This window comes from Candidatus Pelagibacter sp. HIMB1782 (genome assembly GCF_052047475.1).
GTDB lineage: Bacteria > Pseudomonadota > Alphaproteobacteria > Pelagibacterales > Pelagibacteraceae > Pelagibacter.
Map to the genome: position 1 here is coordinate 408,588 of NZ_JBNAKE010000001.1, position 21,976 is coordinate 430,563.

Annotated in this window: 25 protein-coding genes; 18 read left to right on the forward strand and 7 right to left on the reverse strand. The window is 29.7% G+C overall.

Going from position 1 to position 21,976, the window contains the following annotated elements; all coding sequences use genetic code 11:
- Positions 1-22: 22 nt before the first annotated feature.
- Positions 23-1,045 carry an NAD-dependent epimerase/dehydratase family protein gene (locus ACTTAO_RS02100; protein ID WP_440690729.1) on the forward strand — a complete coding sequence of 341 codons (1,023 nt, stop codon included), beginning with the start codon at positions 23-25 and terminating at the stop codon, positions 1,043-1,045.
- A gap of 49 nt (positions 1,046-1,094) precedes the next feature.
- Entirely contained in the window at positions 1,095-1,727 is a 633-nt protein-coding gene (locus tag ACTTAO_RS02105) for a hypothetical protein (RefSeq protein ID WP_440690730.1), read from the forward strand.
- 2 nt (positions 1,728-1,729) lie between these two features.
- On the opposite strand, the gene ACTTAO_RS02110 is transcribed toward ACTTAO_RS02105, so the two are convergent.
- Entirely contained in the window at positions 1,730-2,383 is a 654-nt protein-coding gene (locus ACTTAO_RS02110) for an NAD(P)H-binding protein (RefSeq protein ID WP_440690731.1), read from the reverse strand.
- A 3-nt stretch (positions 2,384-2,386) separates the two neighbouring features.
- The gene (locus tag ACTTAO_RS02115; RefSeq protein ID WP_440690732.1) at positions 2,387-3,574 is read right to left on the reverse strand and encodes a pyridoxal phosphate-dependent aminotransferase; all 1,188 of its coding nucleotides are present in this window, start codon (positions 3,572-3,574) and stop codon (positions 2,387-2,389) included.
- Between the two features lie 36 nt (positions 3,575-3,610).
- On the opposite strand from ACTTAO_RS02115, the gene uvrB reads away from it, so the two are divergent.
- From uvrB to pgsA, 5 genes are read left to right on the forward strand one after another with little or no spacing between them, the layout of a single operon-like run.
- Entirely contained in the window at positions 3,611-5,785 is a 2,175-nt protein-coding gene (gene uvrB, locus ACTTAO_RS02120; protein ID WP_440690733.1) for an excinuclease ABC subunit UvrB, read from the forward strand.
- The gene (locus ACTTAO_RS02125) at positions 5,767-6,519 is read left to right on the forward strand and encodes an SDR family oxidoreductase (protein ID WP_440690734.1); all 753 of its coding nucleotides are present in this window, start codon (positions 5,767-5,769) and stop codon (positions 6,517-6,519) included. Before uvrB ends, ACTTAO_RS02125 begins: the two co-directional genes overlap by 19 nt.
- Positions 6,516-6,941: a dihydroneopterin aldolase gene (locus ACTTAO_RS02130; RefSeq protein WP_440690735.1), complete on the forward strand. Its 426-nt coding sequence runs from the start codon at positions 6,516-6,518 to the stop codon at positions 6,939-6,941. Before ACTTAO_RS02125 ends, ACTTAO_RS02130 begins: the two co-directional genes overlap by 4 nt.
- Positions 6,928-8,763 carry an excinuclease ABC subunit UvrC gene (gene uvrC / locus ACTTAO_RS02135; RefSeq protein WP_440690736.1) on the forward strand — a complete coding sequence of 612 codons (1,836 nt, stop codon included), beginning with the start codon at positions 6,928-6,930 and terminating at the stop codon, positions 8,761-8,763. The genes ACTTAO_RS02130 and uvrC overlap by 14 nt, the downstream gene beginning before the upstream one ends.
- A gap of 2 nt (positions 8,764-8,765) precedes the next feature.
- Positions 8,766-9,350 carry a CDP-diacylglycerol--glycerol-3-phosphate 3-phosphatidyltransferase gene (pgsA, locus tag ACTTAO_RS02140; RefSeq protein ID WP_075506378.1) on the forward strand — a complete coding sequence of 195 codons (585 nt, stop codon included), beginning with the start codon at positions 8,766-8,768 and terminating at the stop codon, positions 9,348-9,350.
- Here the strand turns inward: pgsA and ACTTAO_RS02145 are convergent.
- Positions 9,347-10,228 (reverse strand): branched-chain amino acid aminotransferase, encoded by an 882-nt coding sequence (locus ACTTAO_RS02145; RefSeq protein ID WP_440690737.1) that lies wholly within the window; start codon positions 10,226-10,228, stop codon positions 9,347-9,349. The genes pgsA and ACTTAO_RS02145 overlap by 4 nt on opposite strands.
- A gap of 72 nt (positions 10,229-10,300) precedes the next feature.
- Between ACTTAO_RS02145 and ACTTAO_RS02150 the strand changes: the two genes are divergently transcribed.
- The 3 genes from ACTTAO_RS02150 to ACTTAO_RS02160 are packed head-to-tail and all read left to right on the forward strand — an operon-like array spanning position 10,301 to position 12,708.
- Positions 10,301-10,738: a MarR family winged helix-turn-helix transcriptional regulator gene (locus tag ACTTAO_RS02150; protein WP_428080895.1), complete on the forward strand. Its 438-nt coding sequence runs from the start codon at positions 10,301-10,303 to the stop codon at positions 10,736-10,738.
- Complete coding sequence (locus ACTTAO_RS02155) at positions 10,731-11,408, forward strand: response regulator (protein ID WP_440650969.1); 678 nt, start codon at positions 10,731-10,733, stop codon at positions 11,406-11,408. The genes ACTTAO_RS02150 and ACTTAO_RS02155 overlap by 8 nt, the downstream gene beginning before the upstream one ends.
- Positions 11,389-12,708, forward strand: coding sequence for an ATP-binding protein (locus ACTTAO_RS02160; RefSeq protein ID WP_440690738.1), 1,320 nt, complete (start codon positions 11,389-11,391; stop codon positions 12,706-12,708). Before ACTTAO_RS02155 ends, ACTTAO_RS02160 begins: the two co-directional genes overlap by 20 nt.
- Here the strand turns inward: ACTTAO_RS02160 and ACTTAO_RS02165 are convergent.
- Complete coding sequence (locus ACTTAO_RS02165; protein WP_075506383.1) at positions 12,686-12,937, reverse strand: hypothetical protein; 252 nt, start codon at positions 12,935-12,937, stop codon at positions 12,686-12,688. The two genes, ACTTAO_RS02160 and ACTTAO_RS02165, sit on opposite strands and share 23 nt — an antisense overlap.
- A 32-nt stretch (positions 12,938-12,969) precedes the next feature.
- On the opposite strand from ACTTAO_RS02165, the gene lgt reads away from it, so the two are divergent.
- From lgt to ychF, 7 genes are read left to right on the forward strand one after another with little or no spacing between them, the layout of a single operon-like run.
- Positions 12,970-13,749, forward strand: coding sequence for a prolipoprotein diacylglyceryl transferase (lgt, locus tag ACTTAO_RS02170; protein WP_440690739.1), 780 nt, complete (start codon positions 12,970-12,972; stop codon positions 13,747-13,749).
- Positions 13,733-14,782 carry an SAM-dependent methyltransferase gene (locus ACTTAO_RS02175; RefSeq protein WP_440690740.1) on the forward strand — a complete coding sequence of 350 codons (1,050 nt, stop codon included), beginning with the start codon at positions 13,733-13,735 and terminating at the stop codon, positions 14,780-14,782. Before lgt ends, ACTTAO_RS02175 begins: the two co-directional genes overlap by 17 nt.
- Entirely contained in the window at positions 14,775-15,533 is a 759-nt protein-coding gene (gene pgeF, locus ACTTAO_RS02180; RefSeq protein WP_440690741.1) for a peptidoglycan editing factor PgeF, read from the forward strand. Before ACTTAO_RS02175 ends, pgeF begins: the two co-directional genes overlap by 8 nt.
- Before the next feature lie 8 nt (positions 15,534-15,541).
- Positions 15,542-16,474, forward strand: a complete 933-nt coding sequence (locus tag ACTTAO_RS02185; RefSeq protein ID WP_440618924.1) for a ribose-phosphate pyrophosphokinase — start codon at positions 15,542-15,544, stop codon at positions 16,472-16,474.
- Positions 16,475-16,519: 45 nt separating this feature from the next.
- On the forward strand, positions 16,520-17,209 hold the full coding sequence (locus ACTTAO_RS02190) for a 50S ribosomal protein L25/general stress protein Ctc (protein ID WP_440650963.1): 690 nt from the start codon (positions 16,520-16,522) through the stop codon (positions 17,207-17,209).
- A 40-nt stretch (positions 17,210-17,249) separates the two neighbouring features.
- Positions 17,250-17,810: an aminoacyl-tRNA hydrolase gene (pth, locus tag ACTTAO_RS02195; RefSeq protein ID WP_440618927.1), complete on the forward strand. Its 561-nt coding sequence runs from the start codon at positions 17,250-17,252 to the stop codon at positions 17,808-17,810.
- On the forward strand, positions 17,810-18,883 hold the full coding sequence (gene ychF / locus ACTTAO_RS02200) for a redox-regulated ATPase YchF (protein ID WP_440690742.1): 1,074 nt from the start codon (positions 17,810-17,812) through the stop codon (positions 18,881-18,883). Before pth ends, ychF begins: the two co-directional genes overlap by 1 nt.
- Here the strand turns inward: ychF and ACTTAO_RS02205 are convergent.
- From ACTTAO_RS02205 to petA, 3 genes are read right to left on the reverse strand one after another with little or no spacing between them, the layout of a single operon-like run.
- Complete coding sequence (locus ACTTAO_RS02205) at positions 18,860-19,618, reverse strand: cytochrome c1 (protein WP_440647128.1); 759 nt, start codon at positions 19,616-19,618, stop codon at positions 18,860-18,862. The genes ychF and ACTTAO_RS02205 overlap by 24 nt on opposite strands.
- 22 nt (positions 19,619-19,640) lie before the next feature.
- Complete coding sequence (locus tag ACTTAO_RS02210; protein ID WP_440613798.1) at positions 19,641-20,903, reverse strand: cytochrome b; 1,263 nt, start codon at positions 20,901-20,903, stop codon at positions 19,641-19,643.
- 10 nt (positions 20,904-20,913) lie between these two features.
- A complete protein-coding gene (gene petA / locus ACTTAO_RS02215) occupies positions 20,914-21,426 on the reverse strand; it encodes a ubiquinol-cytochrome c reductase iron-sulfur subunit (protein WP_075506393.1) in 513 nt (170 codons plus the stop codon).
- Between the two features lie 91 nt (positions 21,427-21,517).
- On the opposite strand from petA, the gene ACTTAO_RS02220 reads away from it, so the two are divergent.
- Positions 21,518-21,976, forward strand: coding sequence for a tRNA (cytidine(34)-2'-O)-methyltransferase (locus tag ACTTAO_RS02220; protein ID WP_440650960.1), 459 nt, complete (start codon positions 21,518-21,520; stop codon positions 21,974-21,976).

Here is a 21,976-nt window from a genome sequence, read left to right on the forward strand (position 1 = left end):
ACTAATTAAAAGGAGAAATGTTATGACTGATAGAGTGCTATTAACTGGAATAAGTGGATGGATTGCTAAACATACTGCAATAGAATTATTAAATTCAGGTTACGAGGTTTTAGGTACTGTTAGAAGTGATAATGTAATTTCTCAAACAAAAGAAACAATTAGTAAATATGCTTCAATAGATAAGTTATCTTTTATAAAACTTGATCTTTTAAGTGATGAAGGTTGGGAAGAAGCTGCAAAGGGATGTAAATATATAATTCATATGGCCTCTCCTTTTCCTATGAAAGTTTCAAAAAATAGAGAAAATTTAATACCAGTTGCAAAAGATGGAACTTTAAGAGTTTTAAATGCTGGTATCAAAGCAAATGCAGAGCAATTTGTAGTTACATCATCAATTGCAGCAATGTTTAGAAAGCCAAATAGATCAAATCCTTATTCATTTAATGAAAATGATTGGACCGATGAAAATTGGGTTGAAGGAGTTAATGATTATTTTCTATCCAAAACAGTTGCTGAAAAGGCAGCTTGGGAATTAATGGAAAGTAAAGGTATTAAAAATAAACTTACTTGTATAAATCCTGGTGGAGTATTTGGAGATGCTTTAGATACCAAAGGTGGGACCTCAATTGAATATGTGAGACAATTTTTAAAAGGTAAATTTCCAGCAACACCTAAATGGGGAATATTAATATCTGATGTTAAAGATGTAGCAAAATCTCATGTTGCTTGTTTAGAAAATTCAAAAGTTGGTGGCAGAAGATTAATTATTGGAAAAGAAGTTAAAACATTACTTGAGACATCAAAAATATTAGCAGAAGCATTGCCAGAGTATGCAAAGAAACTACCTAAAAAAACTTTACCAAATTTTATGGTGAAGTTTATTAGTATGCTAGACTCAAGTGCAAAAACCATGATCCCTGATCTTGAATTAGAGATGAAGCCAGAGACAAAATATGCTGAAGAATTAATTGGTTTTGAATTTAAACCAGCAAGTGGGGCTTTAATTGATGCTGGAAAATCAGTAGTAAGATTAGGCCTAGTATAAAAATTTTGTATAACCTCATCTTTAAATTTCAGGTATAAAATTAATCCAAATGAACAGAAGGAAATTTATAAAAACTGTAAGCCAAATTATGATTGCTTGGGGATTAAGCCCAAAGCTCGCGTTTGCCTCAGAAACTAATAAAATATTATCAGGAAAATTTTTCATAAATGGTAAGGAAGCAGAATTAAATTTTCAGGATTTAAATAGTACTACAATTGAAACAAAAGATGAAAAATCAATAATTAAAGTAAAAGATGATTTTTATTTGATAAGACCTGAAACTAAACTTCAATTTGTCTCAAAAAACTTAATAAAAGTTATTAAAGGTTCTGTTCATGCAGTCTTTGGAAAAAGACAAGAAGAGTTAAATGTTGAGATTCCTCACGGTACAATTGGAATAAGAGGAACTTCTATTTTCATTGATATTGAGCCTAAACAGAACAGAAGTTATTTTTGTAATTGTTACGGAGAAACAGTTCTGTATGACAAAAAAGGGAATTTATTAGAAACTGTAGTTTCATATGGACACGAATCTGGTGCACTTACAGAGGATGGAAAATTTAAAAGGTATGGAATTAATTATTTAAAAAATATTTACGCTTTAAGACACCCAAAAATATTTGATGAAGAAATGGAAAAAGTTGGGTGCATCGTAGAAAACAGCCATTGTACCTTAAAATGATTTTATTTTACTAAATTTGAAATTTGGTCTGATTCAAAAACTTTTTGATCAATATTATCATTTGCAAGTTTAATCATTGCTTTTGCGATTGTTTCTGAATGAATTGATCTCATTTTTCTAAGTGGTCCAACGAATAAAGGGTTGAGAAGCCTAAAAATTATTATTCCAATTTTCTCACCTAACCTGAACTCTTTTCTGTTACCCAATATAAATGAGGGTCTCATAATTCCTATTTTGGAAAAACCTAAACTGAGGATCTCTTCCTCTACAAGGCCCTTATATTTTAAATAATCTCCTGAACTTTTAGAATTTGCATATCCTGAAGATACAAAAAAATAAGATTTAACATTGTTTGATTTCGCAATTTGGGCTACTTGTTTTGGGATATTTAATTCAATTCTTTGATATTCGTTTTTATCAGGAGAATTTTTTTTTGTTGTCCCAATACAAAAAAAACATTCGTCTCCAACAATCTGTTCTTTATGCTTTTCTAGATTATTAAAATCAGTTTTAATTACTTCAACTTTTGAATTGTCTATTTGAATTGGAGAACGAACAAATATTTTAATTTTAGAATAATTATCATTCTGAATAAGTTGATTTAAAACATGACCTCCAACTAATCCAGTTGAACCAAATAGTAGTGAGGTTTTCACTTCTTAAGAAAGACTTTCACAGAAAGATTTTATTCTACCCATGGCTTTTTTCAAATTTTGCATTGAAGTAGCATAAGAAATTCTAAAGTATCCATCTAAACCAAATGCAGAGCCTTGAACAACTGCAACGTTAGATTGCTCAAGTAGTTTTTGAACAAACTCGGTATCAGTTTTCAATTTAGTTTTTTTATTTAACAATCCTTTGCAACTTGGAAAGACATAAAAAGCTCCGTTAGGTGTTAAACAATTTATACCTTTAATGCTATTTAAACTTTTAACTACAAAATCTCTTCTTTCTTTAAAAGCTTTTGATCTCTTTTTTATAAAACCTTGGTTTCCATTTAAAGCTTCAACAGCAGCAGCTTGACTGATTGATGAAGGATTAGATGTAGATTGAGATTGAATTTTACCAATTGCCTTAATGATGTCTTTTGGTCCAGCTGCATACCCTATTCTCCAACCTGTCATTGCATACGATTTACTAACCCCATTCATAGTTAAAGTTCTATCTTTTAATTTAGAATTTTGAGCAATCGTATAAAAATTAAAATTATCATATGCTATATGTTCATAGATATCGTCACTTAAAATATGAACTTTTTTATTTTTAATTAAAACTTTAGCTAAATCTTCAATTTCTTTTTTTGAATAACCTGCTCCAGTTGGATTGGAAGGTGAATTTAAAATCACCCATTTTGTTTTTTTAGTAATAGCTTTTTTTAATTTACTTGCAGTAAGTTTAAATCCTTCTTCTTCTGTGCACTTAACTATCTTTGGTTTTCCACCAGCTAATAAAACCATATCAGGATAAGAAACCCAGAAAGGTGCTGGAATAATAACCTCATCACCTTTGTTTAAAGTTGCCATGAAAGCATTATAAAGAACTTGTTTTCCACCAGTTCCAACAGTGATTTGATCTGTAGTGTAATTAATTTTGTTTTCTCTTTTAAACTTATCTACAATTGCTTTTTTTAAAGCAGGCGTTCCATCTACTGCTGTATATTTTGTGTCTCCACTTTTGATAGCTTTAATTGCTGCATTTTTAATATTGTCTGGCGTATCAAAATCTGGTTCTCCAGCCCCAAGTCCAATTACATCTTTTCCTGCAGCTCTAAGTTCTCTTGCTTTTTGGGTAACTGCAATAGTTGGTGATGGTTTAATTCGTTTTAAACTGTCTGATATTATGCTCATTGAAATATAAATAAATTCTAATACGCTGTTTAATATATGGAAAATACTTATCAAGATTTAATTACAGATATTCAGAGTAAAAATCCAAAAATTGGTGGAAAACTAGAAGGTGGAAAAAAATTCAAAATTAAATCTGATTTTAAACCTGCGGGTGATCAACCAGAAGCTATTAAAAAATTAGTAAACGGTGCAAATAAAGATCAATTTAATCAAGTATTACTTGGAGTTACAGGATCTGGAAAAACTTTTACAATGGCAAAAGTTATCGAGGCTACTAATAGACCTGCATTGATACTTGCTCCAAACAAAACGCTAGCAGCACAACTTTATGGAGAAATGAAAACATTTTTCCCAGATAATGCGGTTGAATACTTTGTTTCTTATTATGACTATTACACTCCAGAAGCGTACGTTCCAAGATCTGACACTTACATAGAAAAAGAGGCATCAATTAATGAGCAGATTGATCGAATGAGACACTCAGCAACTAGATCTCTTTTGGAAAGAGATGATGTTTTAATAGTAGCAAGTGTTTCATGTATTTATGGATTAGGTTCTGTTGAAGCGTACAGTAAAATGACACTAACTCTTCAAAAAAATTATGATTACAACAGAGAAGAAATAATTAAATCTTTAGTTGCTTTACAATATAAAAGAAATGATCAAAATTTTTATAGAGGAACATTTAGAGCAAGAGGAGAATACTTAGAAATATTTCCCTCCCATCTAGAAGATAGAGCTTGGAGGCTTTGTCTATTTGGAGATAAATTAGAACAGATAGAAGAGTTTGATCCTTTAACTGGTGATAAAGTTAGAGAACTAAGTTTAGTAAAAGTCTATGCGAATAGTCATTACATAACTCCTAAGCCTACAATCGAACAGGCAGTTATTAATATTAAAAAAGAATTAGAAATAACTTTAAAAAAACATAGAGCAGAAAATAAATTATTAGAAGCTCAAAGGTTAGAAGAAAGAACTAAGTTTGATTTAGAAATGATTGAAGCAACTGGTTCTTGTGCTGGAATTGAAAACTATTCAAGATTTTTATCTGGAAGAAAACCAGGTGAACCTCCTCCTACTCTATTTGAATATTTTCCAGATAACACTTTAATATTTGTTGATGAATGTCATGTAACTGTTCCACAACTTAATGGAATGTACAAAGGAGATAGATCAAGAAAAAGTACTCTTGCAGAATATGGGTTCAGACTACCATCATGTATGGATAATAGACCCTTAAAGTTTGAAGAATGGGATTTAATGAGAACTCAAACAGTATTTGTATCTGCAACACCAGGACCATGGGAACTAGAGCAAACAAAAGGAAAATTTATTGATCAAGTTATCAGACCAACTGGATTAATTGATCCTGTAGTTGAAATTAGACCTGCAAAAAATCAGGTAGATGATTTGATGCACGAATGTAAAAGGGTGATTGAAAACAATCATCGAGTTTTAGTCACAACTCTTACCAAGAAAATGGCAGAAGATTTAACTGAATATCTTCATGAAAATGGAATTAAAGTTAGGTACCTTCACTCAGATATAGATACTTTAGAGAGAATTGAAATAATGAGAGACTTGAGGATGGGTGTATTCGATGTTTTAGTTGGTATCAACTTACTAAGAGAGGGTCTTGATATTCCTGAATGTGCGCTAGTTGGAATTTTAGATGCAGATAAAGAAGGTTTTCTAAGATCAGAAACTTCTCTTATTCAAACAATAGGAAGAGCAGCAAGAAATGTAGATGGAAAAGTTATTTTGTATGCTGATAAAGAGACTAAAAGTATAAAAAAGGCAGTTGCTGAAACAGATAGAAGAAGAAATATTCAAATAGCTTATAATAAAAAACATAAGATTAGCGCTACATCAGTTAAAAAAGAAATAAGTGACATTTTAGAGAGTGTTTATGAAAAAGATTATGTAAAAATAAGCGAGGGTTCTAATGTTGGTGGAAACTTAAAGAAACATCTTAAAGCACTAGATAAAAAGATGAAAGAAGCTGCATCCAATCTTGAATTTGAAGAAGCCGCTAAAATTAGAGACGAAATAAGAAAGTTGGAAAGTAGCGAATTAGAAATTACATTAAATCCAAAAATAAGGCAGTATGATGTAAAAAATAAACTTTATCCTAAAGGTCGATCAACAATGGGAATGCCAGGAACAAAAGTTAAAAAAAAAAGAGATAAAAAATGGAAGCACGGAAAATAATTATTACTGGTGGAGCAACAAGAATTGGTGCTGCAATTGCAAAAAAATTATCTGGTCCTAATAAAGAAATTTTAATTCATTTTAATAAATCAAAATTAAAAGCTGAGAAGTTAAAAAAAGAACTATCAAATAATGGTACTAAAGTATACTTGGTTAAAGGTGATTTAAGTAAAGAAAATGATGTAAATAAAATTGTTAAATATGCAAAATCAAAACTTAAATATTTTGATTGTTTAATTAATAATGCCTCTTTGTTTGAAAATGATAAATTAGAAAACTTTACAACAGATAGTTGGGGGCAACATTTAAGAACAAATTTAAGAACACCTGCAATGTTATCAAAAGAATTTGCAAAAAATGTTAAAGGAACAAATAACAATATAATTAATATAATTGATCAAAGAGTTTTCAAACTAACTCCGTATTTTTTTTCGTACACAATTAGTAAAACTGGACTTTATACTTTGACTAAAACTAGTGCTATGAGTTTAGCTCCAAAAATTAGAGTAAACGGTATAGCACCTGGGCCGACTATTAAAAATCAAAGACAATCTGAAAAACATTTTAGAAAACAGTATTTAGCAACCCCACTAAAAAGACAAGTTGATGTTGAGCAAATATGTAATGCTGTTGACTTTTTTATAAAAAATATATCTATTACAGGTCAAGTTTTAGCAATAGATAGTGGGCAAAATTTAAACTGGCAAACACCAGATATAATGGGCAAAGAATGAAAAGAAATAATTTTAAGATCGTAAAAATAGATAAAAACAAAAGTCTTTTTAATTATGAAAAGAAAATTCTAATTAATGAACTAATTTTAAATTTAAAACTTGGCTATTATGACTTTGAAAAGAAAAAGCCTCAAAAAGTTAAATTTAGCCTAGAAATTGATTACGAGGATAAAAAGCCATCAAGTGATAAAGATATAAAATCAATTGTTAATTATGGAACAATTGTAAAATTGATCACAAAACTCGTTAAAAAAAAACATTACAACTTTCTTGAAACATTAGCTGAGTCTGTATTTGATGAATTATTCAAAGATCAAAGGATTGCTAAAATAATGTTGAAAATTGAGAAATTAGAAATTCTTAAGCAATGTTCATCTGTTGGTATTCAAATTACCAAAAAAAGAAGTCATGATAAGCTCTGAAATAGGAAAAGAGGTAATTAAAAAAGAGCTCTCGCTAGTCCCTAAACTTCCTGGTGTCTACAGGATGCTAAATGAAAAAAATGAAATCCTTTATGTGGGAAAAGCAAAAAATCTTCCTAATAGACTTAAAAGTTATGTATCTGAAAAAAATCATATAATTAGAACAGAGAGAATGTTGTCTCAAACTAGAAAATTAGAGATAACAACTACTTCAAATGAAAGTGAAGCGCTACTTCTAGAAGCAAACCTAATTAAAAAATTTAAACCAAAATTCAATATTTTATTAAGAGATGATAAGTCATTTCCGTTCATCTTTATTGGTAACAAAGATAAATGGCCACAAATCAAAAGACATAGAGGGAAAAAAACAAAAGAAGGATTTTATTTTGGCCCTTTTGCATCAGCAGGTTCAGCTAACTGGACTATAAAGATGATCCAAAAAATTTTTCATTTAAGAGTTTGTGATGATACTGTTTTTAAAAATAGAGAAAGACCTTGTATTCTTTATCAAATAAAAAGATGTTCTGGACCATGTGTTGGTTATGTTGAAAAAAGTGATTATCAACAAACAGTTGATGATGCTATTGAATTTGTATCAGGAAAATCAAGAAAAATTCAAAAAAATCTCTCAAGTCAAATGGAAAAGGCAAGTGAGGAATTAGATTTTGAAAAGGCAGTAATTTTAAGGGATAGAATTAAAGCTTTAAATATTATTCAATCTTCTCAAAGAATTAACGAAGCAAACTTAGTGGAAGCAGATGTAATTGCTGGATACAAAGAATCTGGAAAAACTTGTATTCAAGTATTTTTTTATCGTTCAAAACAAAATTGGGGTAACCAAGCTTTTTTTCCAAAACATGACCCTGATGAAAAATTAGGAGATATTTTAAATTCATTCGTTTCACAATTTTATGAAAACAAAAGTGTACCTTCTGCAATAATACTATCTGAAGAAATAAGTGAAAAAATTTTAATCGAAAAAACTTTAACTCAAAAAGAGGGAAAACAAATTAATATTAGTGTGGCTAAAAAAGGTTCAAAGCTAAAAGTAGTTAATCAAGCAATAAAAAATGCAAAAGATAGTTTGAATAGAAAACTTTATGAAAGTCAAAATAATCGGGAACTTTTTGATGAAGTTGCAAAAAAATTCAATCTTGAAACAAACATAAATTTAATTGAGGTTTATGATAACAGCCATATCCAAGGTACCAATAGTGTTGGCGCATTAATTGCTTATGGTGATGAGGGATTTATTAAAAAGAGATATCGAAAGTTCAACATCAAACATAAAAAAAATGAGCAGGATGATTATGGGATGATGAGAGAAGTATTAAACAGAAGGTTTAAACGTGCTGTTCAGGAAAAAGATAATTATCTCACTTTTCCTGATTTAGTATTAGTAGATGGAGGAAAAGGACAATATTCAGTAGCAAGAGAAAGTTTAAATGAATTGGGACTTCACGACATTCCCATTATTGCAATGGCAAAGGGTAAATTTCGTAATAGTGGAAATGAAACATTTTTTCACAATGGCAAAGAATATAAATTCTCAAAAAATGACCCTACTCTATTCTTCCTTCAAAGGATAAGAGATGAATCACATAGATTTGCAATCAGTGCCCATAGAGCAAAGAGAAAAAAAGGAATTAGCAAATCTTTACTGGACCAAATTGAAGGTATTGGAGCAATTAGAAAAAGAGCTCTACTAAACCATTTTGGGTCAGCGAGATCTGTTGAGTCTGCTAGTTTGGATGAAATTAAATCTGTTGAAGGTGTTGAAGAAAAAGTAGCAAAAAAGATATATAACTTCTTTCACGAATAATTATGTTAAAAAAAATTCCAAATATTCTGACAATAGGGAGAATAATAATTGTACCCTTCTTTGTTTTAGCATTTTATCTTCCAGGTTTTTATGGTGATCTAACTGCTTTAATTTTATTTATAATTGCTTCATTTACAGATTTCTTAGATGGCATGTTAGCTAGAATGTTAGGCCAAGAATCTAAATTGGGGGAACTATTAGATCCTATTGCAGATAAAATTATAGTCGCTACAGCTCTAATTTTATTGGTGATGGATGGAACAATTAGAAATTATGAAGTTATTGCAGCTATAATAATTTTAACTAGAGAAATTTTAATTTCAGGTTTAAGAGAATTTTTAGCAAAAGGTCAGATTAAACTTCCAGTTTCAAATCTTGCTAAACTTAAAACGGTATTACAAATGGTTGCTATTGGTCTTCTACTTTCAGGAGATACTGGAAATAAAATAATCAACTTTGAAGATTATAATGCTCAAACTATTGGAATTATTCTTTTATGGTTATCAGCTGCGCTTACTTTATTTACAGGTTATGATTATTTGCGAAAGGGTATTGATCACGCAATATCTGAAGATAATAAAGATTAAGCTGCTTTTTTCTTTCTCACCAGTGCTTGATAGCTTTCATTAAGATCAATGATTGTATCACAAACTTTGAATTGATTTTCTGCAATACAAGATACAGGTGTAACTTCAGCAGCAGTACCTGTTAAAAAGCATCCTACAAAATTAGGAAGTTCTGTTGGACTAATTTTTCTTTCATGTACTTTTATATTTTTTGATTTTGCAATTCCAATTACAGTTCTTCTTGTAATTCCATCTAAGAATGAGTCTGGGATTGGTGTGTGAATTTCTCCATTTTTATCTTTAAAAAATACATTGGCCCCTGTTGCTTCAGCAATATTACCCTCATGATCTAACATTAATGAATCTGTATAACCTTGTTTTTCAGCTTCATGTTTTGATAATGTGCAAATCATATACAAACCTGAAGCTTTAGTATCCCAAGGTATAGTATTAGGAGCTGGTCTTCTCCAGTTTGAAATATTTAATTTAATGCCTTCAACTTTTAGTTTTGGATCAAAGTAAGATCCCCACTCCCAAGTTGCAATCGCAACATGAATTTTTGTTTGTTGTGCTGATATAGCCATCATTTCAGTGCCTCTCCAAGCTACTGGTCTTACATATCCGTTTTCTACATTCTGAGTTGCAATTATTTTATTTGAAGCAGTATTTATTTGCTCTTCACTATAAGGAATTTCGAAACCCATTCTTCTAGCAGAATGAAAAAATCTAGATGTATGTTCCTCTAATTTAAAAATAGAGCCATCATAAACTCTTTCACCTTCAAATACACAACTGGCATAATGCAAACCATGACTTAACACATGTAGTTTTACATCTCCCCAATCAACAAGTTCATCGTTGTACCAAATTTTTCCAGATCTTTTATCGTACGGTATCATTAGTGAAAATATTTTAAAATATCAGTGAAAAATATCTTTGTATCTTTGATATGTCAATATAACTTACCCATTATGAAAGAACTTTTATATCTTAAAGACGATCAACTTAAGGGTTTAATTGAAAAATTATTTGTTAGTTACAGAGAGACATTTTCAGACTCTAAAAAAATTTTAGATAAATATTCAATTGGTGTAGCCCACCATAAGGTTATTCACCTAATTTCATCTTATGAAGGTATCTCTATTTCAGATCTTCTAAAAAAATTAAAAGTAACTAAGCAGAGCCTCAATAGAGTTTTAAAAGATTTAATAAAGTTAGATATCGTCATATTTAAGAAAAATGATCAGGATACAAGGGTTAAACATGTGTTTTTAAACGAAAAAGGAAAGAAAATATTTGAAGAAATTTTTAATTTACAAAAAAAAAGAATTTATTCTGCTCTTTTAAATTCAACTTCAGAAGAAGTTGTTAATTTTGACAATGTATTAAATAAAATAATTAATGGATAATTTTTTAGCTCATATTTTAGTAGTTGATGACGACGATGGTATTAGATCATTAGTAAAGAAATTTTTAAACGAAAATAATTATTTAGTAACTACAGCTGACAGTGCTGAAGATGCCTCAGAGAAAATAAAAATAATAAAGTTTGATTTAATTGTGCTCGATATAATGATGCCTGGAAAGAATGGATTAGAATTTATAGAAGAAAATAAAAAAAATCTAGATACTCCGATAATACTTCTTACTGCTAAAGGAGAAGCTAAGGAAAGAATAGAAGGTCTTGAAGTTGGTGCAGATGATTATTTGCCCAAACCATTTGAACCTAAAGAATTAATTCTAAGAATAAAAAACATTTTAGATAAGACAAAAAAAACTGAACAAAAAAGAATTATTGAATTTGAAAATGTCAAAATCGACTTAAATAAACTGTTAATTATTAGAGATCAAAAAGAATTTAAAATTAATAATACTGAAAAGACAATTTTAGAAAAAATGATTAATAGTCCTGGAAAAACATTTTCAAGAGAAGATATAGGAAAATTAATTAATCTTGATAAAGAAAGATCTATTGATGTTATTATTACTAGATTGAGAAAAAAAATTGAAATAGATCAAAAAAGTCCTAAGTTTTTGCAAACAATTAGAGGTGCAGGATATGTTCTCTGGATTGAGTAATTATTTCAAAAAAGTTTTACCAAAAAGATTATTTTATAGAGCACTCTTAATAGTTGCGGTCCCTGTAATTACTATCCAATTAATAATCACCATTGTTTTTTTTGATAGTTTATGGATTAAAACTAATAAAGGCATGACCAGAACCCTGGTTAATGAGATTAGTGCTTTTATAGAAGCTTATCAAAATGAGGAAAATGATAAGCAAGAAGTGAATAATCTTTTTTCATTGTTTCTAGATTTAAATATTGAATTGGTAGTTAATGAAAAATTAAGTGATCAAAATAAAGAAAGATGGTTTAGTCCAATTGATCGAACTTTAAGAAGAGAATTGAAGTCTAAATTTTCTCCTGAAATTTTCTGGTTTAATACTACAAACTATAAAGAACTAGTTGATTTAAGAATAAAATATGAAGATGGATATTTTAAATTTTTAGTTCCAAAAGATCGAGTCACTAGTACCTCTGCAAGAATATTTGCACTGTGGATTACAGTTCCTGCAATTATAATGGTTATTATTTCACTAATATTTTTAAAAAACCAAACGAGACCAATCACAAATTTAGCTCGCGCTGCTGAGAGATTTGGAAAAGGAGAAGACATAGAAGAATTTAAACCCTCAGGAGCACTTGAGATACGTCAAGCAGGTCATGAATTTGACAAAATGAGAAAGAGAATTGAAAGACATCTTAATCAGAGAACTGAAATGTTATCAGGCATTAGTCATGATTTAAGAACTCCTTTAACAAGAATGAAGCTACAATTAGCTTTTCTTAAAGATAAAGATGCAGTTGATAAGTTAACAGATGATATTAACGAAATGGAAAAAATGCTTAATGAATATCTGCAATTTACAAGCTCGTCATATGTTGAAAAAGACGAAATGTTTAATCTTTCAGAACTAATAGAGGAAATTATAAAAAAATATAATAATAAAAACATTTCTCATAATTTAATTCCTAGAATTTACATTAATGGTAGAAAGAACCTTATCAATAGATCTTTAAATAACTTGATTGATAACGGATTAAAATATGCAAACAAAGTTGAAATAAGCCTAACCAAAAAAAATACAAACCTATTTATAATTATTGATGATGACGGTCCAGGAATACCTAAAAAAGAACATGAAAACGTATTTAAACCTTTTTATAAGATGGACAAAGGGAGAAATGATTCAAAATCTAGTGTTGGTCTAGGACTGTCAATTGCTTCTGATATTATCAAATCCCATGGTGGCAACATTATGCTGGAAAAATCAAAATTTAACGGGCTAAGAGTTAAGATCTTTTTGCCGGTCTAGTTTTCTTCTTTTTTTTTGTTTCTAATTTTGAAATTTTATTTTCTAAATTTTCTACTCTCTTTGAAAGAATCTCAAATTCATCCTTACTAGTAAGTTTCATTTTAAAAACAAATTCATCTCTCTTTGACTTAAATATGTTTAAAATTTCAGATGATAAATCTTTTGAAGTTATTAATCCCTGCTCTAGTAGTTTTGCAAATTTATCAATTATAAATTTAGAATTTTTCATATTTGAGATATACAATATAGATATAATTTAAAATGTTCATCAATAATTTTGACCCAGTTGCAATAGAAATATTTTCTTTAGAAATTAGATGGTATTCTCTAGCTTATATAGCTGGTATTTTATTTGGATGGTTAATAGCAAAAAAAATTTTCTTAAAGAATTCTGAAATAAATAAAAACTTTGATGATTATATAACGTACTTAATCATTGGAATTATTTTAGGTGGAAGAATTGGTTATGTATTTTTTTATAATTTTGAATTCTATATCAATAATCTATTAGATATTTTAAAAGTATGGGAAGGCGGCATGTCTTTTCACGGAGGAGTAATTGGTATTGTTATAGCAACTATATTGTTTGCAAAAAAAAATAATCAAAATGCGTTTTTATATTTAGATGTCGTCGCTCTAGTCGCGCCTATTGGAATATTTTTTGGAAGAATTGCAAATTTTATAAATTCTGAACTTTATGGAACTATAACTAATTTACCCTGGGCAGTTACTTTCATACAAATAGATAATCAACCACGACATCCCTCACAAATTTATGAGGCATTATTAGAAGGTTTAATTTTATTTTTAATTTTAGTTTATTTTAGAAGTAGAGGAAATTTTGAAAAAACTGGATTGATTTCTGGATTTTTTTTAATTTTCTATTCAATCTTTAGATTTATTGTTGAATTTTTTAGAGTTCCAGATGATCAATTGGGATACCTAATATTCAATTTAACTATGGGTCAGTTAATAAGTTTTATCTTTTTGATAATTGGATTAATTATTTTCTTTTTGAAAAAAAATGAACAAGTCGACTAATTTACCTCTAGATCAATTTATCAATCACGCTCTTTACGATAAAGAAAATGGTTATTATATGAAAAAAAATCCCTTTGGAAAAGAAGGTGATTTTATTACGTCTCCCAACATCACAAGACTATTTTCAGAAATAATTGCGATTTGGGTAATAACTTTTTGGAAAAGCATCGGTTCACCTAAAAAATTTAACTTAATTGAACTTGGCGCTGGTAATGGAGAAATGATGAAAGTTGTGTCTGAAACATTAAAAAATTTTCCAGATTGTTTTAACTCCTGTAATTTAATGATTCATGAAAAAAGCTCATATTTAATTGATGAACAAAAAAAAAATTTAAATTCTGAAAAAATAATCTGGGTAAATGAAGTTGAAATCGATAACACATTTCCTTGCATTTATCTTGCAAACGAATTTTTTGATGCACTTCCAATAAAGCAATTTTTTAAAAAGGAGAATAATTGGTTTGAAAGGTATGTTAATTTAAAAACTTACAAAAAGGCTGAGTTCAATGATAAAGAAGTTGATATTAAAACAATAGAGCAAGAACTTAAATTTGAAATATCTAAGGACCAAGAAATTATAGAATACTCTCCAGAAGCATTTAAATATCTAGAGAAAATTTGTAAAATTATTGAGAAAAGAGATGGCGGACTTTTAATAATTGATTATGGATATTTAGATCTGAAAATAAAAAATACTATTCAAGCAATAAAAGATCATAAATTTTCAAACATATTAGAAGATATTGGCGACTCTGATATTACATACAATTTAAACTTTAATTTATATGCTAATTATATTAATCAATTTGAAAAACTAGATCATCTAATTACTAATCAAAAAAAATTCTTAACAAGTATGGGAATTTTGCAGAGAGCAGAGATTGTAAGTAATAATATAGCCTTCTCGCAAAAAACTGATCTATTTTATAGAATTAGACGTTTAATTGATGAAAAACAAATGGGAGAGTTGTTTAAAGTAATGTTGATAAAAATTAAAAATAATAAATTTAAAACAGGTTTTCAAATTGATTAAATCTAAAAAACTCTCAAAATATAAAACAATTAAACATGGTTTTTTTAATAGCATCGGTGGTGTATCAAAAAATATTTATAAAAGTTTAAATTGTGGTCCAGGTTCAAATGACAATAGTGCAAGGGTAAAAAAAAATTTAAATATTGTTAAAAATAAAATTTCCAAGAAATCAAAAAATATTTTTTTACTTAACCAAATTCATAGTAATAAATTCGTGTTTATTGACAAAAAGCATAAATCAAAAATAAAACCTAAGGCTGATGCAATTATTACTGACCAAATAAATTTACCTATTGCAGTTTTGACCGCAGATTGTGTGCCAATACTGGTTTTTGATAATCAGAGAAAAATGATAGCTGCAATTCATTCAGGATGGAAGGGTGCTTTTAAGGGAATTATATCAAAAGTGATTAAATTTATGATTAAGAGAGGGTCTAAAACAAAAAATATTACTGCAGTTATAGGTCCATCAATATCAGTTAAAAATTATGAAGTTCAAAAAGATTTTTATAAAAAATTTATAAGAAAAGACAAAACTAGTCATAAATTTTTTAAAATGGGTAAAGAAAAGTTATATTTTAACTTATCCAGTTATGTTAAATCATTAATTCTTAAGTCTGGTGTGAAAAAAATAGAAAAAATTGACGTTGATACATTCGATGCTAAAAATAAATTTTTTAGTGCTAGAAGATCAAAAAGTTTAAATCATGCTGATTATGGTAGAAATATTTCAATAATTATGCTTAATTAGGTTTTTTCATGAAATTATTATCAGGAAACAGCAATAAACCTCTTAGTAAGAATATTGCTAAATATTTAAAATCTAAATTAGTAAATTCAAGTATTAGAAATTTTTCTGATGGTGAAATTTATGTTGAGATTAATGAAAATATAAGAGGAAATAGTATTTTTATCATTCAATCTGTTTCTTCTCCAGCGAATGATAATTTAATGGAACTTTTATTGTGCATAGATGCTTTAAAAAGATCATCTGCCAAAAATATAACTGCTGTAATTCCATATTTTGGTTATGCAAGGCAAGATAGAAAGGTTGTGCCAAGAACCTCAATTTCAGCAAAACTGGTATCTAACCTAATTACAAAAGCAGGAGCAGATCGAGTGGTAACAGTAGATTTGCATGCAGGACAAATTCAAGGATTTTTTGATATTCCAGTAGATAACTTGTTTGCTACTCCTATTTTTGCAAGACACGTTAAGAAAAAAATTAAAAGTAAAAATATGATTTGTGTTGCTCCAGATGTGGGTGGTACTGAAAGAGCAAGATCTCTTGGAAAACTTTTAAATGTTGGTCTAGCTATAGTAGATAAAAGAAGACCTAAACCAGGACAATCTCAGGTTATGAATGTAATTGGGGATGTAAAAGGTAAGACATGTATAATTGTAGATGATATCATCGACTCAGGTGGAACAATTGTAAATGCAGCTAAAGCACTTAAAGATAGAGGTGCAAAAGAGGTTTACGTTTATATTACTCACGGTGTTCTTAGTGGTGAAGCGGTCAAAAAAATTAAAAATTCTGTTATTAAAAATTTGGTAATTACAGACACAATTGATAATAGTGACAAAATAAAAGGTGCAAAAAACATTGAAGTTTTATCTATTTCAGGGCTAATGGGCGAAGCAATTAAAAGAATATCAAATTCTACTTCTGTATCTGATTTATTTAAATAATTACCTTGTGTTATTAAGGATCTTAAGCTAAAAACCCTTGTTTTTATGAATACTTTAGAAGCTAACATCAGAGATACTAAAACAAAAGGCGAGCTAAACTCACTAAGAGATAATGGAGAAGTTCCGGCTATAATTTACGGCGGTGAAGCTCAAAACGAAAAAGTTTCTATATCTAAGAAACTGCTAAAGTCGATGTTAGAAGACTCAAATTTTTTATCTACAATTCTTACATTAAATGTGAACGGTAAACCACAAAATGTACTTCCAAGAGAAGTAAAATATCACATCTTGTCAGACGAACCTATACATGTTGATTTTTTAAGAGTTGTGCCTGGTCTAAAAATTAGAATTGAGGTTCCAGTTAAATTTATTAATCATGAAAAATCACCTGGATTAAAAAAAGGTGGAGTATTAAATATTGTAAGAAGAAAAGTTGAATTAAAATGTCCAAGTGAAAAAATACCTGACAATCTTTTAATTGATTTAGATGGTATTGATATTGGAGTAAGTTTTAAAATTTCGTCAATTAATCTAGATCCTGAAGTTGTACCAACTATTCAAGGTAGGGATTTCGTTATTGCAACACTTGCGGCTCCAACTGTAATGAAAGAGCCAGAAAAACCAGCTGAAGCTGAAGCTGCAGAGGGTGAAGCGGGTGCCGAGGCTGCTGCACCAGCTGAAGGCGATAAACCAGCTGCTGAAGGCGAAGAGAAGCCTGCTGAAGAAAAAAAATAAATTATTTAGACTGAAGTTTGTTTTCCATTAAAAAATTTTTATGCTTTTATTTGTAGGACTAGGTAACCCAACGCCCGATAGTGAAAATAATAGACATAATGTAGGTTTTAAAATTATAGACTCAATAAATAAAAAATTTGGCCTATCAAAACAGAAACCAAAATTTAAAGGTTTGCTTACAACAGGAAATGTTGGAGACAAAAAAATATATGCAATTAAACCTTTAACTTTCATGAATAATTCAGGAATTTGTATAAGAGAATTAATAGAATATTTTAAAATTGATGCCGAGGATGTCATAGTTTTTCATGATGATTTGGATGTGGAATTTGGAAAAATAAAAGCTAAGTTTGGTGGATCTAGTGCAGGTCATAATGGTATAGCTTCAATAGATAAATTTATTGGTAAAGATTATTCTAGAGTGAGAATTGGTATTGGGAAACCAAAAGATAATATGGAAGTAAGTGATTTTGTACTTCAAAACTTTGATGAAGATGAAATGGTTGGATTAGAAAAAATTACAAATAATATTACTGAGTCAATTTCAATATTAATTGAAAAAAAATTAGATCTATTTTCAAGTACAGTTAATAATAAATAATGAGTTTTAAATGTGGAATTGTTGGTTTGCCAAATGTTGGTAAGTCTACGCTTTTTAATGCACTAACAAATTCTAGTAAAGCACAAGCAGCTAACTTTCCATTTTGTACAATTGATCCAAATGTTGGTGTAGTTCCCGTACCAGATGAAAGATTGTCTAAATTATCAAAAGTCTCTAACTCTAAAAAGGTAATTAATACTACAATTTCATTCGTTGATATTGCTGGTCTTGTAAAAGGAGCTTCAAAAGGAGAAGGATTAGGAAATAAATTTCTTTCTCATATCAGAGAAGTTGATGCTGTAATTCATATGATTAGATGTTTTGATTCAGATGATATCCAAAATGTTAATCCTGATGTAAACCCAGTGAGAGATTTTGAAATTATTGAAACTGAAATGATGCTTGCAGATCTTGAAAGTATTCAAAAAAGATTGGAAAAAAATAACAAAAAAAATGTAGATGAGGAACAACTTAAAATTTTAGAAATTGCTCTAGATTGCATAAATAATGATAAAGATATTTCAGTTCTAAAAACACAATTTGATACGAAGCAATTAAATCAAAGCGGTTTATTATCAATTAAGCCAAAAATATATGTTTGTAATGTCGATGAACAAAGCGTTCAAAATGGTAATAAATATACAAATGATTTCATAGAAAAATTTGGGAATGAAAATACACTAATTGTATCCGCTGATATTGAAAATCAAATTAATGAGCTACCTGCTGAAGAGAAAAAAAATTATATGGAAATGATAGGTTTAAAAGAAACTGGATTAAATATGTTAATTCAAAAAGGTTACAATATTCTAGAGCTAGATACTTATTTTACATCAGGTCCTGAAGAAACAAGAGCATGGACAATTAAAAAAAATTGTACAGCTCCTAAGGCAGCAGGTGAAATACATACTGATTTTGAAAAAGGGTTTATTCGAGCTGAAACTATTTCTTATGAAGATTTTATAGCAAATGATGGATGGGTAAATTCTAAAGCAAACGGGAAAATGAGATTAGAAGGAAAAGAATATATTGTTAAAGATGGAGACGTATTAAACTTCAGATTCAACACGTGACCAAATTTTCTTCATACTAAAGTAAACTAAAATAGTTAAAATAATCAAATATACTATAGCTTTAAATCCCATTTGGTGTCTTGCTTCTAAGTGAGGCTCCGCAGCCCACATTAAAAATGTTGTTACATCTTTTGACATCTGTTCAACTGATGCATTAGTACCATCCCCGTACTCTACAATTCCATCTGATAATGGTGCTGCCATTCTGATCTTATTACCATACATATATTTGTTGTAATAAACTCCATCATCCAAAGTTACTCCACTTGGTGGATCTTCATAGCCTTGAAGTAAAGAATAAATATAATCAACTCCACCACCTCTAGCTTTAACTAAAACAGACATATCTGGTGGATAAGCTCCTCCGTTAGCTGCTTGTGCGGCTTTTACATTTTCGTATGGCATTACAAATTTATCCGAAAGTTTTGCAGGTCTAGTAAACATTTCACCATCAGCGTTTGGTCCATCTGTAACTTCAAAAGAAGCAGCGATTGCTTTTGCAGCTGCCTCTGAAAACTCTGGTCCACCCTCTTCTGATAAATTTCTATAGCTCAAATATTTCATTGAATGGCAAGAAGCACAAACTTCCGTATAAACTTGATATCCTCTTTGAAGAGCTGCTCTATCAAATTTTCCAAAAAGACCTTTAAAACTCCAATCTGTTTTAAGATAATCTACTTTTTCTGCAGCAAATGTTTGGACACTATTTAGAGAAAAAAATGAAAGTATTAAAATTAGTTTAAATAACTTTTTCACTTTATTTTATTTTACTTTCTCTGTGTTTTGCGGCTGCTAAGTTTGGTGATCCACCTAAAATAGGCTCTGTTATACTTAGTGGAACAGGTAATGTTCTTTCTTTAAATCCAAGCACAGGGAGAATAACCAAGAAATGTAAGAAATAATAGGCAGTGGCTACTCTTGCAATTAATAAATAAAGACCTTCTGCAGGCATTGCTCCCATGTAACCAAGAATTAAAACGTCTGCTACTAAAATCCAGTAAAACTGTTTATACAAAGGTCTAAATACTGCTGATCTAATTTTTGAAGTATCTAGCCAAGGTAAAGCTGCAAGTATTAAAATAGCAGATAGCATTGCAATTACTCCAAGTAGTTTATCCGGTACTGATCTTAGTATTGCGTAAAAAGGTAACAAATACCATTCTGGAACTATATGAGCTGGAGTTACCATAGGATTTGCCTCTATGTAATTATCTGCGTGACCCAAAATATTAGGCGTATAAAAAACAAAAAATGCAAAAACAATCATAAACATTAATAATGCAAAACCATCTTTAATAACAATGTATGGATGGAATGGGACAGTATCCTTAGATGGTTTTTTGATATCAATACCAACTGGATTATTATTTCCAGGTACATGCAGAGCCCATATATGTAAAATTACAAGTCCTGCTATTAAGAATGGGATTAAATAATGTAGAGTAAAAAATCTTGTTAAAGTTGGATTATCAACTGAGTATCCACCCCATAACCATGTTACAATTCCCTCACCTACTAACGGGATTGCACTAAATAAATTTGTAATAACAGTTGCTCCCCAGAAACTCATTTGTCCCCAAGGTAAGACGTAGCCCATGAATGCAGCTGCCATCATTAACAAGTAAATTACTATACCTATAATCCAAATTATTTCTCTTGGTGCTTTGTAAGAACCATAAAATAACGATCTAAAGATATGAATATACACAGCAAGAAAAAACATCGATGCACCATTTGCATGTATGTATCTAATTAACCATCCGTAGTTAACATCTCTCATTATATGCTCAACACTTTCGAATGCCATGTCAGCATGAGCAATGTAATGCATTGCCAAAGTTAATCCTGTTATAATTTGTGTGATTAAGCAAAAAGTTAAAATTCCTCCAAATGTCCACCAGTAATTTAAATTTTTTGGAGTAGGATAATCCGTTAAATGGTTTGCAAGAGTTAGTAACGGTAATCTATCATTAAACCATTGACCAACTTTTGATTTAGGTTGATAATCGTGATCACTCATAACAGCTGCACTATCCTATTTTAATTGTATTTGCGTTTACGAATTCATATTTTGGAACTTCCATATTCCAAGGAGCTGGTCCTTTTCTAATTCTCCCAGAGGTATCGTAGTGAGATCCGTGACAAGGACAAAACCATCCATTATAATCACCTTTGTCATTCAAAGGCACGCATCCTAAATGAGTACAAACTCCAAGCATGACTAACCATTCAGGATTTTTTGCTCTATCCTCATCTTTTTCTGGATGAATTAATTCTTCCATTTTAACAGATCTTGCTTCGTCGATCTCTTCTTGTGTTCTTCTTCTAATAAAAACTGGTTTTCCTCTCCATAGAACTGTAATTGTGTTTCCAGGTTTGACTGAACTTACATCTACCTCGGTACTTGCTAATGCTTTAACTGAAGCATCTGGGTTCATTTGATCTACCATGGGCCACACTACTGCTGCAGCTCCAACTGCACCTACAGCTGTGGTCGCTGTAAATAAAAAATCTCTTCTTTTTTTTGGCTTTTTATCTGACATTTTAAATAGTTTTTTGTTAAAAAATTAATTTAATATACGATTTCTTATAAGATAACAGTAATTTTTCTACTGAAAGAATGACACATTACGGATGAAACCTAGACCTAAAATTTCACTATACGAGCCAGATATTCCACAGAATACAGCTGCAATTATACGAACGTGTGCCTGTTTAGGGGCGGAATTAGAAATTATTGAGCCTTGTGGATTTTTATTATCTGACAAAAGGTTTAAAAGAGTTGTCATGGACTACATGGACTATGGTAAAATTAAATTCTACCAAAGTGCAGAACATTTTTTTGAAGAAAAAAAGAATCAAAGAATTGTTTTAATGACAACAAAGGGTTCTATAAATTATACTAAATTTAATTTTAAAGCTGATGATACAATATTATTTGGAAGAGAGAGTGCTGGTGTTCCAGAGAAGGTTCATAAGCTGATTGGTGATCGTCTAAAAATTCCAATGAATGAAAATGCGAGATCTCTAAATATAGCATCCTCAGTTGCAATAGTTTTGGCTGAAAGTTTAAGGCAAAATAATTTAATGTAA